Origin of the sequence: Tepidimonas fonticaldi, assembly GCF_007556755.1 — a bacterium.
GTDB lineage: Bacteria > Pseudomonadota > Gammaproteobacteria > Burkholderiales > Burkholderiaceae_C > Tepidimonas > Tepidimonas fonticaldi.
Genome location: NZ_VJOO01000043.1, coordinates 1 through 13,916, shown reverse-complemented (window position 1 = coordinate 13,916; position 13,916 = coordinate 1). Strand labels below are relative to the sequence as shown.

Sequence of the window (13,916 nt, the reverse complement as noted above, 5' to 3'; positions counted from 1 at the left end):
CGTTTTTTTTCGTGCGCCGGTGCCGTCCGGGTGGACCTTGACGATCGTACTGTCCAGGCTGACCGCCTCCAGCCGCACCCGGACCAGCTGTTCGGCCTGCATGCGCTCGAAGACCCGATCCAGGACCCCGGCCTTGGCCCACCGGTTCATCCGCGTGTAGATCGTGTGCCAGTTGCCGAACCGCTTGGGCAGGGCCCGCCACTTGCAGCCATTTTCGGCCACGAACAGGATCGCGTTGAGCACTTGAAGGTTGTCCAGCGACACATTGCCCCGCTGCCGCGGCAGGCAATCCTCGATACGCGCGAATTGCGCAGGCGTAAGTTCCATGCGCAGTATGTTAGCACGTAGTGTTAACAGGCCCTAGCCGCGCCCGGCGCTCGTCATCCAGTCCGACCTGTTCGACACCCACCCGAGCGTCTGCGTGCTGCTCGTCACCGGCACGCTGGTGGAGGCGCCGCTGCTGCGCATCACCGTCGAGCCGTCGCCGGCCAACGGCCTGCGCAAGACCTCGCAGATCATGGTCGACAAGGTGATGACGCTGCCGCGCGACAAGCTCGGGCCGCCGTTCGGCCGGCTGGAGGTCGACACGATGCTGCAGGTGGAGCGCTGCCTGGCGCTGTTCCTCGGGATCGCGCGCTGATCAGGTCCCGCCGACGAACGGGTTGCTGCGGCGTTCCTCGCCGAAGGTGCTTTCCGGCCCGTGGCCGGGGATGAAGACGGTGTCGTCGCCCATCGGCCACAGGCGCTGCGTGATGCTGTCGATCAGCTGCGCGTGGTTGCCGCCGGGGAAGTCGGTGCGGCCGATGCTGCCGGCGAACAGCACGTCGCCGACGAAGGCGCGCCGGATCTGCGGCGCGTGGAACACCACGTGGCCGGGCGTGTGGCCCGGGCAGTGGCGCACGTGCAGCCGCTCCTGCCCCACGGTGACCTCGTCGCCATCCTCCAGCCAGCGCGTCGGCGCAAACGGCCGCGCCGGCGGAAAGCCGAACATGCGGCTCTGCTGCGGCAGGCCGTCGATCCAGAACTGGTCGCCGCGGTGCGGGCCGACGATCGGCAGGCCGAGCCGCTCGGCCAGCTCGCCGGCGCCGCCGGCGTGGTCGATGTGCGCGTGCGTGAGCCAGATCTGGCGCAGGTCCAGTCCCAGCCGCCGCACCTCCTCCAGCACGGCGTCGAGGTCGCCGCCCGGGTCGATCACCGCCGCCTCGCGCGTGGCGTCGCACCAAACGAGCGAGCAGTTCTGGGCGAACGGGGTGACCGGGATCGTGGCGTAGCGCAGCATGGCGGCCATTGTAGGCAGCGGCCGCAGCGCCGGCCGCGCGGGGCGCGTCAGACGTTGGTGGCGGCGATGACCTCCGCCAGGTCGGTCAGGCCGGCCAGCACCAGCGCCTCGCCCACGTGCCGGGCGGTCAGCGCACGCCCCTCCGGCCGGCGCAGCAACTGCCACAGTTCGGCCGGTGTGCGGGGCTGCAGGGGGTGTGCGGCGGTGCCGGGCTGCGGGTCGAGGGCGGTGTCGTCGGCCATGGGGAGCGGGCGGTAACGCGGGCAAAGTCCGTGTCATTGTGCCCGGTTTGCCCCCATGCGGGGCACGTGCGGGCCCCCACGCCTTGCGGGACAATAGGCCGATGGACACACCCACCACCCCCTCGCGCATCGCTCTGGTCACCGGCGCCAGCAGCGGCATCGGCCGGGCCTGCGCCATCGCTTTGCTGCGCGAAGGCTGGACCGTCTGGCTGGTCGGCCGTCGCGCCGAAGCCTTGCAGGAGGCCATCACCCAGACCGCCCTCGGCCACCCGGACGTGGCCGCCCGTGCGCACCCGGTCGTGGCCGACATTGGCGACCCCGCCGCGGTGGAGCGGACGTTTGCCGCGGTGCGCGCCCGCCATGGGCGGCTGGATCTGCTGTTCAACAACGCCGGCGTCTTCACCCCCGCCGCAACGCCGGACGCCACGGCGCTGGAGCACTGGCACCAGTCGGTGCAGACCAACCTCAACGGCGCGTTTTACTGCCTGCGCGCGGCCTTCGCGCTGATGCGTGAGCAGTCTCCGCGCGGCGGGCGCATCATCAACAACGGTTCCATCTCGGCGCACACGCCGCGGCCGGGCTCCATCCCCTACACCGCGACCAAACACGCGATCACGGGCCTGACCAAGGCGGCAGCGCTGGACGGCCGGGCATTCGACATCGCGGTCGGTCAAATCGACATCGGCAACGTCGCCAGCAACATGACCGAGCGCATGGCCGCCGGCGTGCTGCAAGCCGATGGCAGCGTGCGCCCCGAAGCGCGCATGGACATGGACGCGGTGGTGCAGACCTTCATGGCCATGGTGCGCCTGCCGCTGGAAGCCAACGTGCTGTTCACCACCGTCATGGCCACCAAAATGCCCTTTGTCGGGCGGGGGTGAAGCCTCTCGCTCAGCGCTCGCCCAGGGCCGGAAACGGCGGCAGCGCGGGCGCACCGGACGGCTCGGTGTCGGCGAACGCCGCCGGGTCGATGCCGTCCAGCACGACTTGGTTGCGACCGGCGTGCTTGGCGGCGTAGAGGGCGCGGTCGGCGCGCATCAGCAGCGCATCGGCGTCCTCGTCGGGCAGCGCCACCACCGCGCCGACGCTGACGGTGACCTCCAGCGCCGCGCCATCCGGCAGCTCGAACGGCCGCTCGGCCACCCCGGTACGCAGCCGCTCGGCGATCGTACCAATCTGGCAGGGATCGGCACCAGGCAGCATCGCGCCAAACTCCTCCCCACCCAATCGGCCGAGCACATCACTCGGGCGCAGCGCCGCTTGGCAGCGCTGCACGAAGCCGCGCAGCACGGCGTCGCCGGCCGCATGGCCATGGGTGTCGTTGATGGATCGCGTTGCCCACGATGGCCTGCAACTGCCCGTCGTCGTCCAGCACCGGCGCCAGCATGCTGCGGTGGTAGCACACCCGGCCGTCGCGGTGCAGCACGCGGTAGGTCAGCGGCGGCAGCACCCGCCGCTCGCGCAGCGTGCGCGCCAAAAAATCCTCGCACAGCGGCACGTCCTCCGGATGGACGAAGGGGCGAAAATCGCGACCGATCACCTCCTCCACCGGGTGTCCGAGCAGCTCGGTCCAACTGGGTGATACGTAGGTCAGTCGGCCGGCGTTGTCGATGGTGTAGATGATGGACTGCGTGTGCTCGGCCAGCAGCCGGTAACGCCGCTCGGCGGCCTGCAGCGCCAGCAACAGCCGCTGCCGCGCATCGATGTCGACGTCGCAGCCATGGCCGCCATCGGGCTCATCGATATCAAGGGCGTTCTCCCGGTGGCCACCTTCCCTGTGCCGGCGAACCCTCCCCCCGGCCAGCCGGCCAGCTTGGTACTTTGTAGCACAGCGCGGCCTCGCAGGCCACCCCTTGACCATCAACCGTCCAGCGGCAGCGCGCTGGTGCATTTGATCTCGTCCAGACAGACGCTGGAACGCACGCCGTTGACGCCGGGCAGTTGCGCCAGCGTGCCGAGCAAGAAATCCGACAGCGCCTTCAGATCGCGGGCCACCACCTTGAGCACATAGTCGAAATCGCCCGTCACTGCGTAGCACTCCTGCACCTGCGCCATGTCGCGCACCCGCTGGCGGAATCGCTCCACCTCGCGGATGTGGCCGCGCTCCATCGTCACATGCACGAACGCGGTCACCCCCAGCCCCAGCCGCGGCGCATCCAGCCGCGCCTCGTAGCGGCGCACATAGCCCTGCTCCTCCAGCCGGCGGTGGCGGCGGTTGCACTGCGCCGGGGACAGATGCACGGCTTCGGCCAAGGCCTGGTTGGTGATGCGCCCGTCCTCCTGCAAACGGGCCAGGATGCGGCGGTCCACCGCATGGATGGAAGGGCTGGGCGTCATGGGGCTCTCCTGGGTCAGAACAGTGCGGGTTTTACCCGAAACACGCAACGATTTTTCATGATTGCGGGTTTTCCGGTCGTCGAAATGCAAGCCCATTGCGTCGACACGGACATATGCTTCCAGCTTTCAATTTCAGTGCAGGAGTCGTGACCATGGCCGACCTCTTCGACAACCCCATGGGCCTGTGCGGATTCGAGTTCGTCGAATTTGCCGCGCCCACCCCCAACGTGCTGGAGCCGCTGTTTCAGGCACTGGGCTTCACCCGCATCGCGCGCCACCGATCCAAGGACGTGGAGCTGTGGCGCCAGGGACAGATCAACTTCATCATCAACCGTGAGCCGCGCAGCCTGGCCGATTACTTTGCGCAGGAGCACGGGCCCAGCGCCTGCGGGCTGGCGTTCCGCGTGAAGGACGCCCACAAGGCCTACTACCGCGCGCTGGAGCTGGGCGCGCAACCCATCGACATCCCCACCGGCCCGATGGAGCTGCGCTTACCGGCGATCAAGGGCATTGGCGGCGCGCCGCTGTACCTGATCGACCGCTACGAGGACGGCAAGAGCATCTATGACATCGACTTCGAATTTCTGCCCGAGTTCGAAGACCCCGCGCGACGCCACCCGGTCGGGCACGGCTTCAAAATCATCGACCACCTCACGCACAATGTCTATCGTGGGCGCATGGCCTACTGGGCGCAGTGGTACGAGCGCCTGTTCAACTTCCGTGAAATCCGCTACTTCGACATCCAAGGCGAGTACACGGGCCTCAAGAGCCGCGCCATGACTGCGCCGGACGGCCTGATCCGCATCCCGCTCAACGAGGAAGGGGGCTCCGGCGGCAACGGCCAGATCGAGGAGTTCCTGATGCAGTTCAACGGCGAGGGCATCCAGCACATCGCCCTGCTGACGGACGACCTGCTGGCCAGCGTGGACGCCCTGCAGATGGCCGGCGTGCCGCTGATGAGCGCGCCCAACGACATTTATTACGAGATGCTGGAAGAGCGCCTGCCCGGCCACGGCGAGCCGGTGGCTGAGCTGCAGGCACGCGGCATTCTGCTCGACGGCTCGACCGCCGGGGGCGACAAGCGCCTGCTGCTGCAGATCTTCAGCCAGCCGCTGCTCGGGCCGGTGTTCTTCGAGTTCATCCAGCGCAAGAACGACGAGGGCTTTGGCGAGGGCAACTTCAAGGCCCTGTTCGAAAGCCTGGAGCGCGACCAGATCCGCCGCGGCACCCTCAAGGTGGAGACCGCCGCGGCCTGATCCCCACAGAAGGAAAACCACCATGACCAAGCTCGAAGGCCCCGCCCTGCAAGCCGCTCTCGCCCAATTGCCCGCCTGGACGTTCGACGCCGAGCGGCACGCCATCCGCCGGGCGCTGCGCTTTGCGGACTTCAACGCGGCCTTCGGCTTCATGACACGCGCCGCCCTGGAGGCCGAGCGCCGCGACCACCACCCGGAGTGGTTCAACGTCTACAACCGGGTGGACATCCTGTTTTCCACGCACGATGCCGGGGGGCTGACCGAGCGCGACATCGCGTTTGCGCGCTGGGTCGACGCGACCGCCCCGGCCATGGGGGCGATCGATGAGCGCAACCGCTGAACCCGTCCTGCACGGCCTGGCCGCCGGCGAGGCCGGACGCCCGGACAGCCCGGACTGGACCATCCCGCAAAACTGGGCCGCCTACACCCCGCAGGAACACGCCACCTGGGCCACGCTGTACCAGCGCCAGATGGCCCTGCTGCCCGGCCGCGCCTGTGAGGCCTTCGTGGACGGCATGCGCCGCCTGCCCATCGAGCCCGACCGCATCCCGGACTTCGAGCGCCTGTCCGAGGTACTCATGCGCCACACCGGCTGGCAGGTGGTCGCCGTGCCGGGGCTGGTGCCGGACGACGTCTTTTTCGAGCACCTGGCCCACCGGCGCTTTCCCGCCGGGCAGTTCATCCGCCGCGCCGACCAGTTGGACTATCTCCAGGAGCCCGACGTCTTCCACGACGTCTTTGGCCACGTCCCGATGCTGATGCACCCGGTGATGGCCGACTTCATCCAGGCCTATGGACACGGCGGCCTGCGCGCGCAGCGCCTGGGCGTGCTGGACATGCTGGCGCGCGTCTATTGGTACACGGTGGAATTCGGTCTGGTACGCGAAGCCGGCGCGCTGCGCATCTACGGCGCGGGCATTGTCTCATCCGCGTCCGAAAGCGTCTTCTGCCTGGACTCGCCCTCGCCTAACCGCATCGGCTTTGCGCTGGGGCGCGTGATGCGCACGCGCTACCGCATCGACGACTTTCAGCAGACCTACTTTGTGCTCGACCACCTGGACGACCTGCTGCGGCTGGCCGAGATCGACTTCGCCCCGCTGTACGAACAAGTGAGCCGTTTGGACACTCTGAGCGCCGACGCGGTGCTGCCGCAGGATACGGTGATTACGCGGGGCGACGGGCGCTACCACCGACAGCGCGCGCTTGAGCTTCAGGATCGCTGATTCACAACTCTCGGGGCGCTCGCCGAGGCCGAGCCAGCAACAGCCACGCCAAAACCACGGACCGCGGAAAAGCCTTGGTAACCTGTGCGCCGCGCTGGCAACCAAGGGAAAACCCCTGTGGCGACAATCACGAATTTTTTCTAACGATCGTTCGCTTCTAGGGCGCCATTGACTACCATGACGTTGCAGTATGACGACCGGGCCATACCGCCCCATCGTTTTTCGCGCACAACTTCAATCCAAGAGGAGTCTGTCGTATGCAAAAGAAAATTGTGGCTGCCCTGGCGCTGTGCGGCGCGGGCGTGGCAATGGCCCAGTCCGTCGGTACCAGCAAGGTGGAGCTGTGGGGTATCGTGGATGCCGCCGTGCGCCACACCAACAACGAAGGTGCCGGCAAGGATGGCCTGACGAGGATGATCGGTGGCGGCATGTCGCAAAGCCGCTGGGGTATCAATGTGGAGGAGGACCTGGGTAGCGGGTCCAAGGCCCTGGTGGTGCTGGAAAACCGTCTCAATGCCGATGACGGCAGTGTTTCCACCCCCTTCTTCCAACTGTCCTATCTGGGTCTGCAAGGCCCTTATGGCCGCCTGACTGCCGGACGTCAGTGGAACGTCCTGTTCGACGTGGTGACCAGCACCTACGCTTCGTTCCCGTACTCCCCCTACATGGAAGCCTACAAGCCTGAGTTGGGAATGGCCATGGGCGCGCGTACCAGCAACATGCTGAAGTACACCTTCGCAACGCCGGACCGCAGCTTCGTAGGCTCGCTGCAATATTCGTTTGACGAGAACAACGACACCAAGGCATTGGAAGCTGGCCTGCCTGCCTCGCAGGCGCAAGTGCCTGCCTTCGTTGCAGGCACCCTGGGTGGTGGCGCCTGGAAGACGGTTGGCGGCTACCTGCGCTACTCCGCGAGCGGGTTTGCCGTCGGCGGCGGCTACATGCGCACGACGCTGCCAGGCGGCACCGACGTAGACGCCTGGACTCTGGGCGGTTCGTACCGCACGGGTCCGTGGTACTTCAGTACAGGCTATGGCCTGAACAAGGCGAAATACGCTAAGGTGACCAACCCGATCCAGGGTTTCCGTAATACCGTCGACGGAGCGATCCTGGGGCAATTCTGGGCCGGCCAGACCAATGGCGGCTTCCAGCCGGGCGACGCCAACAAGCGCCAGCTGTTCAAGGTGGGCGTGGGCTATCAGCTGACTCCTCAGCTCAACCTGGGCGCGCACTACTTCCGCGGTAAGCAGTCGGGCTCGGCCACGGGTGCTTCCAACGGCAACGCCAACTTCTACGTGGCCGTGGCGGACTATGCCTTCAGCAAGCGCACCGATGCCTACTTCGGCGTGGACCACACCAGCATCAGCGGCGGCAGCGCGGTCGTGCTGGATAAGGAGAGCGGCGCACGCAGCCGTACCGGCATCACCGTGGGTGTCCGCCATCGCTTCTAACGCGTATTGAGTGGACAGGGGAAGGGTCCTTGTGGGCCCGCCACGATTTCAAACAACCTCCTTCGGGAGGTTGTTTTTTATGTGCGCCCGTGCCGGGCGCACATAAAAAAGCCGCGGCGTATTTTCCGCGGCTTCGGTCGTTCTGTGGATGCATGCGGCCCGATCGGGCCGCTGGGGACTCAGAACGTATGCTTCAGACCAACGCCAAAGCGGCTGTCCGGCGCACCGGCGGCACCGGCGCGGCCGTTGACGGCAGCGGCGTTGGCGTCAAAGAAGCCGGCGTACGCCGTGGTCCGCTTGGACAGAGCGTAGGCAGCCGCCACGCTCCAGCCACGCTCGGCCTTGCCGCCGTCTTTCTTGCTCTGCGCGTAGCCAACCGACACGACCAGGTTGGTCGCGACCGGCACGTCGGCGCCGACCGACCACTCATCCACATCCTCGTTCTTGACGCGGCCGTAGGTGCCCAGCAGCTTGGCCACGCCCAGGTCGTAGGACGCGCCGATGCGGGTGTACTTCTCGTTGTTCGGCTGGTCATCCTGATAACCCAGCGCGACGAACAGCGGGCCACCTTCGTACTTGACGTGGAAGGCCGAGACACGGCTGTTGGCCACACCTTCGCGCAGGTTGGTGCTGACGGCACCGCTGAAGCCACCGAACGACGGCGAAGCGTAGTAGAAGCCGTTGTTCGGGTTGGAGGTGCTGTTGAAGTACTCGTACCGGCTTTGGAAGATCAGGGCGACGGGACCCAGGACGTTGGCGTTGAACGCCGCATCGGTGGCACCAGCGATGTCATCGTACGCCGTCCAGATCTTGCCGAACTTGACTTCACCGAAGCCACCGGAGAGGCTCAAGTAAGTCTGGCGATCAAAACCCGGGCCCGCCGCACCGTTGTCCAATTGGATGCCCTGCTCGAACAAGAAGCCCGCCTTCAGGCCGCCTCCCAGATCTTCCACGCCCTTGATGCCCCAATGGCTGGTGGAGACACCACCGCTGGTCAGTTTGGTGGAGGCGTTCTTGTCCTTGTGCAGAACCATGTCCGCAACACCGTACAGCGTCACGGACGACTGGGCCATGGCAGCGCCCGAGGCGGCCAGCACGGCCAGCGCGATCAGAGTCTTCTTCATGAGGTTCACCTTTCGACGGGTTGAGGGTGTTCGCCGCTTTCCGCGAGGACTGCGGCACACGAGCCAATGGTAGTGGCATTTTCTTGACGATCAGGGTTTTCCCCCATTTTGGGCACCCCAATCGTTGCAGATGCGCAACACGCCCGGTCCTCAGACACCCCACCTCACGCCCCGCTCCAACAAAAAAACCGCTGCCGAAGCAGCGGGTTTCTCAGCCGTCAGACGACCGTCGATCAGAAGTTGTGGCGGATGCCCAGACCGAAGCCGTTGACATTCTTGCCGACAGTGGCAGCATTGAACGCACCGTTCTTCTTCTTGCCGTCCTGCAGGTACGCAGCGTAGGCGAAGGTGCGCTTGGACAGCGGGTACTTGGCTTCCAGCACGAAGTCGGTGTCCTCGTACTCGGTGTCGCGGACGAAGTCAGCCGTCAGCGTGACCGTACCGACGGTGGTGCTGCCACCGATCGAGAAGCCCTTGGCGGCGCCGGCCGGATCGATCCACGCACCCGCGACCTTGAAGCCGCCGAAGTCGTAGCTCGCACCCAGGTGCTTGTTGTTGCCCTTCACGTTGGATTGTTTGTTATAGTCGAACGCCACCGACAGCGGGCCTTGCGCATAGCGCAACGACAGATCGTTGATCGCGCCCACACCGGCGTCACCCTTGAGCACATGACCGAACTGCACGGTCAGCCCGCTGAACGACGGCGAGGTGTACATGATCATGTCGCTGTAGCGAAAGCCGCGCAGCGCATCGCCGAACTGGCTGCTGACCGCCGAGTACATGGCCACGCCGGTCAGTTCCCAAGCCTCAGCGGTGTTGAACGCCGGGTTCAGACGACGACCCAGGCTCAGCTCGCCGAAGCCACCTGCCAGGGTCATGTAGGCAGCGCGCGAGAAGTAGTTGCCACCGCTTTGGCCCGTCTTACCGTCGTCGAGCGACAGACCCGCTTCAAAGTTGAAGCCCGCCTTCAGGCCGCCACCCAGATCTTCCGTACCACGGATGCCCCAACGGGAGATGCCGTTGTTCATCGTGTCCGAGCTGTTCAGCTTCAGCTTGGTACCCGGGGCATTGGTGTCTTGCAAACCGATATCCGCCACACCATACAGGGTCACCGACGACTGGGCAAACGCAGCGCCGGTGGCCGCGACGGCAGCCAGGGCGATCAGAGTCTTTTTCATTCGAATCTCTCCAAGAGTGTCCAGGGTTTGGAACAGGGGCCGGGGTCCGCCCGACCGGCCTCCGTGGGGAAGCTGACCCGTATTTCACCAGAAGAGGGCCGGGTTAAGGTTAGGGTTCCCCGTAATAATGCATGCTTGTGTCGCTTTCGCGCAACACTCGCCGCGGCTACGTGCCGCCTCCACCCACTCGCTGTGCCACCGCCTCGCACAAACGCTCTACGGCGACGCTCTACGGCGTGCTGCAGAGCAGGCACGCCTTGATGGGCCGCCATCAACGCAGCGTGCAAGTCGGCATCGGACTGCTGATATTCGTGGATCAGCCGGTTGCGCAGCTGGCGCAAGGCCACCCACTCATCGGTGCGCGACCCAAACACCCGCACCTGGGCACCGTCACCCAGCTCGGCACGCAACGGCGGCCCTGCCCGCTACAGCCGGTACGCATACTCCAGCGTCAACGGCGCATGGTCGCTGAACCGCTGGGCCTTGTAGATGCTGGCTCGCTGCGCGGTCGCCGCCAAGCCCGGGGTCGCCAAGTGGTAGTCGATGCGCCAGCCCACGTTCTTGGCCCAAGCCTGGCCGCGGTTGCTCCACCAGGTGTAGCCGTCGCCCTCCGCGTCGGGGTGCAGGCGCCGGTACACGTCCACCCACGCGCCGCCGCCGAGCAGTTGGGTCATCCAGGCGCGCTCCTCGGGCAAAAAGCCGCTGTTCTTCTGGTTGCTGCGCCAGTTTTTCAGGTCTTTTTCGGTGTGGGCGATGTTGACATCGCCGCAAACCAAACACTCGCGCTCGGCCGCCAGGCGGGCGAGCTGCGGCGCGATTTCGTCCAGAAACCGAAACTTGGCCTGCTGGCGCTCGTCGCCCGAGGATCCGCTGGGAAAGTACACGCTCACCACACTGAAGGCGCGCGCCGGCGTGTCGAAGCGCAGCTCCAGATACCGCCCCTCGTCGTCGAACTCCGGCACACCGATGCCGACGACGACGTCACTGGGCTCGTGCCGGCTGTAGATGCCCACCCCCGAGTAGCCTTTCTTGACGGCGCAGTGAAAATACCCTCGCAGACCCGCCAGGGTGTCGAAACGGCCGGCCATGTCGGGGGGCTGGGCCTTGAGCTCCTGCACGCACAGCAGGTCCGGCGCCGTGGCGGCGACCCAGTCCTCCAGCCCCTTGCTGGCGGCAGAGCGGATTCCGTTGAGGTTGAGGGTGGTGACGGTCAGCATGGGCGCGATGGCGTGCAACGAGGGCCTGTCTGAATTTTTGTGTGCGAGGCGGTTTTCCCCACCGCAGGAGCACGCTGTAGCCCCGCTGCACACGGACTCACTGGATTGCGGCGTCATCGTTGGGCCAATGCCTCGACAGATCCATGCTGTCGTGAAGTAGGCGCAGCACCTCGATGACTCGCCCCGGAGCAACTCGGAACATGACGAAGTGACGGCCCTTTCTGCCCTGCCGCGCCACATGCAGGGTGCGAATGCCGGGCTCGATGTCGTCCCTCGCTTTGGCCCCCAGGATGTCGGGTCCCTCGTGCAAGGCCTCGATGGCTTGTGTCACGGTCTCGATGTAGAACGCGGCCTGCAGGGAACCGAAGTGCTCCGTTGTCCACGCTGCAATGTCGAGCAGATCGGCCTCAGCAATGGCGGCCAGGCGAACGCGCCACGGCTCGCTCATGCTTGGACGAGCGTTTGGGCTGTCAAAGCCTTCAGGTGAGCGCGCAAGGATTCCTTGGTATCGAACGTCTTGTAGCGTCCCGCCTCGACATCGCCAATGCCCGCCTTGGCGGCGGCGCGCAGCGCTTCGAGGCGGCTGGCGTCCTCGGCCTCGCGTTGTTCGACGAGACGCAAGCCCTCGCGCAGCACTTCGCTGGCATTCTGGTAGCGGCCGCAGGCGACCAAATGCTCTACCAGCGCGGCCTGGTGATCGGTGAGGACAACATTGCGCGTCGGCATGGCGATCTTCATACAGGAAAGATTGGCATAGTATGCCAATACCCTGCTTGGAGCGCAATCCGGAGTCTTGTCCAACGAGGTATGAGTAACCGTCTTCCGAGTCAAGCGCCGTGAAGCGCGTTATCCCAAGGTTTGTTGGTTCTGACCATGGCATTGAGCACGATCAGCAGCTTGCGCATGCAAGCGACCAAGGCGACTTTGGGGCATTTGCCGGCGGCGATCAGGCGCTCGTAGAAGGCCTTGATGACGGGGTTGCGGCGACTGGCGGTCAGTGCGGCCATGTACAGCACACGGCGCACGTCGAAGCGTCCGCCCTGGATGCGTCGTCGGCCCCGGCTTGCGCCGGAGTCGTTGGCCATCGGGGCCACGCCCACCAGCGCGGCGATCTCGCGCCGGTTGAGCCGGCCGAGCTCGGGCAACTCGGCGATCAGCGTGGCGCTGGCCACCGGGCCGATGCCGCTGGCCGATTGCAGCAATCGGTCGAGCTCGGCGAAGTGCTCACGCACGTGGCCGACCATCTGGCCTTCGATGTCGTCGAGCTGGGCCTGGATGGCTGCGATGATGGCCTCGATGCTCGGGTGCAGCGCCTTGGGCGTGATCTGCAGCCGCTGCCGCTCGGCCAGCAGCATGGCCAGCAGCTGACGCCGACGTGTGACCAGCGCGGCCAGCCACTGCTGCTGTGGGTCGGCCAACGGGCGCAGGAAGCGGGCCAGATCGTCGCGGCGCAGCAGCACCGCGGCGAACTCGGCCAGCATGCGCGCGTCTGCCGCGTCGGTCTTGGCCAGGCGGCCCATCGACTTGGCAAAATCGCGCGCCTGGCGCGGGTTGACCACCGCCACGGGCAGGCCGGCCGCTTGCAGCGCGCAGGCCAACTCTGTCTCGTAGCCGCCGGTGGCCTCCATCACCACCAGCGCCACCTCCAGCGGCTTGAGGGCCGCTATCAACACCGAGTGGCCCTCGGCCTGGTTGTCGAACCGCTGGGCATCGAACTGGGCGACTTCAGGACACCGGGTGGCCACGGCGTGGCACACGCAGATCGGCCCGCAGCCCCGCGTGGTGTGGCGGAACCCGGAAACGAAAACGCCCAACCGCAGAGGGTTGGGCGAGGAATGGTGGTGGTGCAGACGCGACCGGAATCCAACCCACTCTCTCAACGATTGAGCAATCCCGGGCAATCCTGCGGGTTGTTGTGGACGCAATGGCCCCGGCAATGAACGCCGGTCAGTCAGTGCAGGGCGGACTCTCACCTTGTGCGGCGCCGATTGACCGGTAGCGTCGCAGCCTACCATCGAGTGGTTAGCCCCAGCTATGACCGATGGCCCGCCAGCGCGTGTTGGTCAACGAGTTGGCCCGACATCCGCTGGCGTGCAGTTCACGAATTGAATCGAGTAGTCAAACGCCGGAATGACCCTGACGGAGAAGACCATCGAGTCGAGCGACCTCGTTGCCGTTGGCTGTAATCTTCTGGCCATCGACCGTTTCGAGCGATTGCCCCTCTTTCAGGTTGATAGCCCGTCCGAACTTGTCTTCCAGCGCCGTCTTGCCGTCCTCGAATACATACAGGGTTCCACCGTCCTTGAGGAGGAACATTTTCTTGGCGCTGGCCGCTGCCGCGTCACCAGCGAACGATGGGGTTACGATGGCGCTCAGCACGGTGGCGGCGACAACAGCGGTAATCCTGGCTTTCATCTCTACACTCCTTTCAATCAAACGTGAAGGCATTTCTGTCAATGCCTTGTGCGACTGCACAGTATGTAGTCGTCCCTGAAATATTCATAACCTCATGATTTTTCTTGTGTTATTGTCTGTTTGCGAGTACAATTTCCCCCAGAGTTGATGGTCTGATGCGCCGTTTTCTGGGAGTTTTTCGATGTTTGCCTGCC

Annotated in this window: 18 protein-coding genes and 1 pseudogene; 6 read left to right on the top strand and 13 right to left on the bottom strand. The window is 65.6% G+C overall.

Annotated elements, in window-relative coordinates; all coding sequences use genetic code 11:
* A partial coding sequence (locus Tfont_RS13440; protein ID WP_143969813.1) for an IS5 family transposase occupies positions 1-327 on the bottom strand: 327 nt, incomplete at its 3' end.
* 49 nt (positions 328-376) lie between these two features.
* Here Tfont_RS13440 and Tfont_RS13435 point away from each other — a divergent pair.
* Positions 377-640, top strand: a pseudogene (locus Tfont_RS13435) (type II toxin-antitoxin system PemK/MazF family toxin); the annotation flags it as partial.
* Here Tfont_RS13435 and Tfont_RS13430 read toward each other — a convergent pair.
* Both Tfont_RS13430 and Tfont_RS13425 read right to left on the bottom strand, forming a co-directional pair.
* Positions 641-1,279, bottom strand: coding sequence for an MBL fold metallo-hydrolase (locus Tfont_RS13430; RefSeq protein WP_143969811.1), 639 nt, complete (start codon positions 1,277-1,279; stop codon positions 641-643).
* Between the two features lie 47 nt (positions 1,280-1,326).
* Complete coding sequence (locus Tfont_RS13425; RefSeq protein WP_143969810.1) at positions 1,327-1,521, bottom strand: hypothetical protein; 195 nt, start codon at positions 1,519-1,521, stop codon at positions 1,327-1,329.
* A gap of 101 nt (positions 1,522-1,622) precedes the next feature.
* Between Tfont_RS13425 and Tfont_RS13420 the strand changes: the two genes are divergently transcribed.
* Positions 1,623-2,402 carry an SDR family oxidoreductase gene (locus Tfont_RS13420; protein ID WP_143969809.1) on the top strand — a complete coding sequence of 260 codons (780 nt, stop codon included), beginning with the start codon at positions 1,623-1,625 and terminating at the stop codon, positions 2,400-2,402.
* A 10-nt stretch (positions 2,403-2,412) separates the two neighbouring features.
* Here Tfont_RS13420 and Tfont_RS13415 read toward each other — a convergent pair whose 3' ends face one another.
* From Tfont_RS13415 to Tfont_RS13405, 3 genes are all read right to left on the bottom strand, one after another.
* Positions 2,413-2,811: a GGDEF domain-containing protein gene (locus Tfont_RS13415; protein ID WP_260682398.1), complete on the bottom strand. Its 399-nt coding sequence runs from the start codon at positions 2,809-2,811 to the stop codon at positions 2,413-2,415.
* Positions 2,762-3,205, bottom strand: a complete 444-nt coding sequence (locus tag Tfont_RS13410; RefSeq protein WP_185974541.1) for a PAS domain-containing protein — start codon at positions 3,203-3,205, stop codon at positions 2,762-2,764. Before Tfont_RS13410 ends, Tfont_RS13415 begins: the two co-directional genes overlap by 50 nt.
* Before the next feature lie 176 nt (positions 3,206-3,381).
* The gene (locus Tfont_RS13405; RefSeq protein WP_143969806.1) at positions 3,382-3,858 is read right to left on the bottom strand and encodes an Lrp/AsnC family transcriptional regulator; all 477 of its coding nucleotides are present in this window, start codon (positions 3,856-3,858) and stop codon (positions 3,382-3,384) included.
* A gap of 152 nt (positions 3,859-4,010) precedes the next feature.
* Between Tfont_RS13405 and hppD the strand changes: the two genes are divergently transcribed.
* The 4 genes from hppD (at position 4,011) to Tfont_RS13385 (ending at position 7,788) form a co-directional block, all read left to right on the top strand.
* Positions 4,011-5,114, top strand: a complete 1,104-nt coding sequence (gene hppD, locus Tfont_RS13400) for a 4-hydroxyphenylpyruvate dioxygenase (RefSeq protein ID WP_143969805.1) — start codon at positions 4,011-4,013, stop codon at positions 5,112-5,114.
* A gap of 22 nt (positions 5,115-5,136) precedes the next feature.
* The gene (locus Tfont_RS13395) at positions 5,137-5,454 is read left to right on the top strand and encodes a 4a-hydroxytetrahydrobiopterin dehydratase (RefSeq protein ID WP_068610844.1); all 318 of its coding nucleotides are present in this window, start codon (positions 5,137-5,139) and stop codon (positions 5,452-5,454) included.
* Positions 5,438-6,337, top strand: coding sequence for a phenylalanine 4-monooxygenase (gene phhA / locus Tfont_RS13390; RefSeq protein WP_143969804.1), 900 nt, complete (start codon positions 5,438-5,440; stop codon positions 6,335-6,337). Before Tfont_RS13395 ends, phhA begins: the two co-directional genes overlap by 17 nt.
* A 257-nt stretch (positions 6,338-6,594) precedes the next feature.
* Complete coding sequence (locus Tfont_RS13385) at positions 6,595-7,788, top strand: porin (RefSeq protein WP_143969803.1); 1,194 nt, start codon at positions 6,595-6,597, stop codon at positions 7,786-7,788.
* Between the two features lie 179 nt (positions 7,789-7,967).
* On the opposite strand, the gene Tfont_RS13380 is transcribed toward Tfont_RS13385, so the two are convergent.
* From Tfont_RS13380 to Tfont_RS13350, 7 genes are all read right to left on the bottom strand, one after another.
* Positions 7,968-8,912 carry a porin gene (locus Tfont_RS13380; RefSeq protein WP_143969802.1) on the bottom strand — a complete coding sequence of 315 codons (945 nt, stop codon included), beginning with the start codon at positions 8,910-8,912 and terminating at the stop codon, positions 7,968-7,970.
* A gap of 233 nt (positions 8,913-9,145) precedes the next feature.
* Positions 9,146-10,090, bottom strand: coding sequence for a porin (locus Tfont_RS13375; protein WP_143969801.1), 945 nt, complete (start codon positions 10,088-10,090; stop codon positions 9,146-9,148).
* 425 nt (positions 10,091-10,515) lie between these two features.
* Positions 10,516-11,307, bottom strand: coding sequence for an exodeoxyribonuclease III (locus Tfont_RS13370; protein WP_143969800.1), 792 nt, complete (start codon positions 11,305-11,307; stop codon positions 10,516-10,518).
* A gap of 97 nt (positions 11,308-11,404) precedes the next feature.
* On the bottom strand, positions 11,405-11,755 hold the full coding sequence (locus Tfont_RS13365; protein ID WP_143969799.1) for a type II toxin-antitoxin system RelE/ParE family toxin: 351 nt from the start codon (positions 11,753-11,755) through the stop codon (positions 11,405-11,407).
* Positions 11,752-12,045, bottom strand: a complete 294-nt coding sequence (locus Tfont_RS13360; RefSeq protein ID WP_260682397.1) for a type II toxin-antitoxin system ParD family antitoxin — start codon at positions 12,043-12,045, stop codon at positions 11,752-11,754. Before Tfont_RS13360 ends, Tfont_RS13365 begins: the two co-directional genes overlap by 4 nt.
* A gap of 89 nt (positions 12,046-12,134) precedes the next feature.
* Positions 12,135-13,052 carry an IS110 family RNA-guided transposase gene (locus Tfont_RS13355; RefSeq protein WP_260682396.1) on the bottom strand — a complete coding sequence of 306 codons (918 nt, stop codon included), beginning with the start codon at positions 13,050-13,052 and terminating at the stop codon, positions 12,135-12,137.
* 373 nt (positions 13,053-13,425) lie between these two features.
* The gene (locus Tfont_RS13350; protein WP_143969798.1) at positions 13,426-13,722 is read right to left on the bottom strand and encodes a CopK family periplasmic copper-binding protein; all 297 of its coding nucleotides are present in this window, start codon (positions 13,720-13,722) and stop codon (positions 13,426-13,428) included.
* Positions 13,723-13,916 lie beyond the last annotated feature (194 nt).

What these genes read in the sequence shown, in the direction of transcription:
- Tfont_RS13430 (WP_143969811.1), bottom strand. Translation starts at nt 1,279, where the DNA reads ATGCTGCGCTACGCCACGATCCCGGTCACCCCGTTCGCCCAGAACTGC.
- Tfont_RS13425 (WP_143969810.1), bottom strand. Translation starts at nt 1,521, where the DNA reads ATGGCCGACGACACCGCCCTCGACCCGCAGCCCGGCACCGCCGCACAC.
- Tfont_RS13420 (WP_143969809.1), top strand. Translation starts at nt 1,623, where the DNA reads ATGGACACACCCACCACCCCCTCGCGCATCGCTCTGGTCACCGGCGCC.
- Tfont_RS13405 (WP_143969806.1), bottom strand. Translation starts at nt 3,858, where the DNA reads ATGACGCCCAGCCCTTCCATCCATGCGGTGGACCGCCGCATCCTGGCC.
- hppD (WP_143969805.1), top strand. Translation starts at nt 4,011, where the DNA reads ATGGCCGACCTCTTCGACAACCCCATGGGCCTGTGCGGATTCGAGTTC.
- Tfont_RS13395 (WP_068610844.1), top strand. Translation starts at nt 5,137, where the DNA reads ATGACCAAGCTCGAAGGCCCCGCCCTGCAAGCCGCTCTCGCCCAATTG.
- phhA (WP_143969804.1), top strand. Translation starts at nt 5,438, where the DNA reads ATGAGCGCAACCGCTGAACCCGTCCTGCACGGCCTGGCCGCCGGCGAG.
- Tfont_RS13385 (WP_143969803.1), top strand. Translation starts at nt 6,595, where the DNA reads ATGCAAAAGAAAATTGTGGCTGCCCTGGCGCTGTGCGGCGCGGGCGTG.
- Tfont_RS13380 (WP_143969802.1), bottom strand. Translation starts at nt 8,912, where the DNA reads ATGAAGAAGACTCTGATCGCGCTGGCCGTGCTGGCCGCCTCGGGCGCT.
- Tfont_RS13375 (WP_143969801.1), bottom strand. Translation starts at nt 10,090, where the DNA reads ATGAAAAAGACTCTGATCGCCCTGGCTGCCGTCGCGGCCACCGGCGCT.
- Tfont_RS13370 (WP_143969800.1), bottom strand. Translation starts at nt 11,307, where the DNA reads ATGCTGACCGTCACCACCCTCAACCTCAACGGAATCCGCTCTGCCGCC.
- Tfont_RS13365 (WP_143969799.1), bottom strand. Translation starts at nt 11,755, where the DNA reads ATGAGCGAGCCGTGGCGCGTTCGCCTGGCCGCCATTGCTGAGGCCGAT.
- Tfont_RS13360 (WP_260682397.1), bottom strand. Translation starts at nt 12,045, where the DNA reads ATGAAGATCGCCATGCCGACGCGCAATGTTGTCCTCACCGATCACCAG.
- Tfont_RS13350 (WP_143969798.1), bottom strand. Translation starts at nt 13,722, where the DNA reads ATGAAAGCCAGGATTACCGCTGTTGTCGCCGCCACCGTGCTGAGCGCC.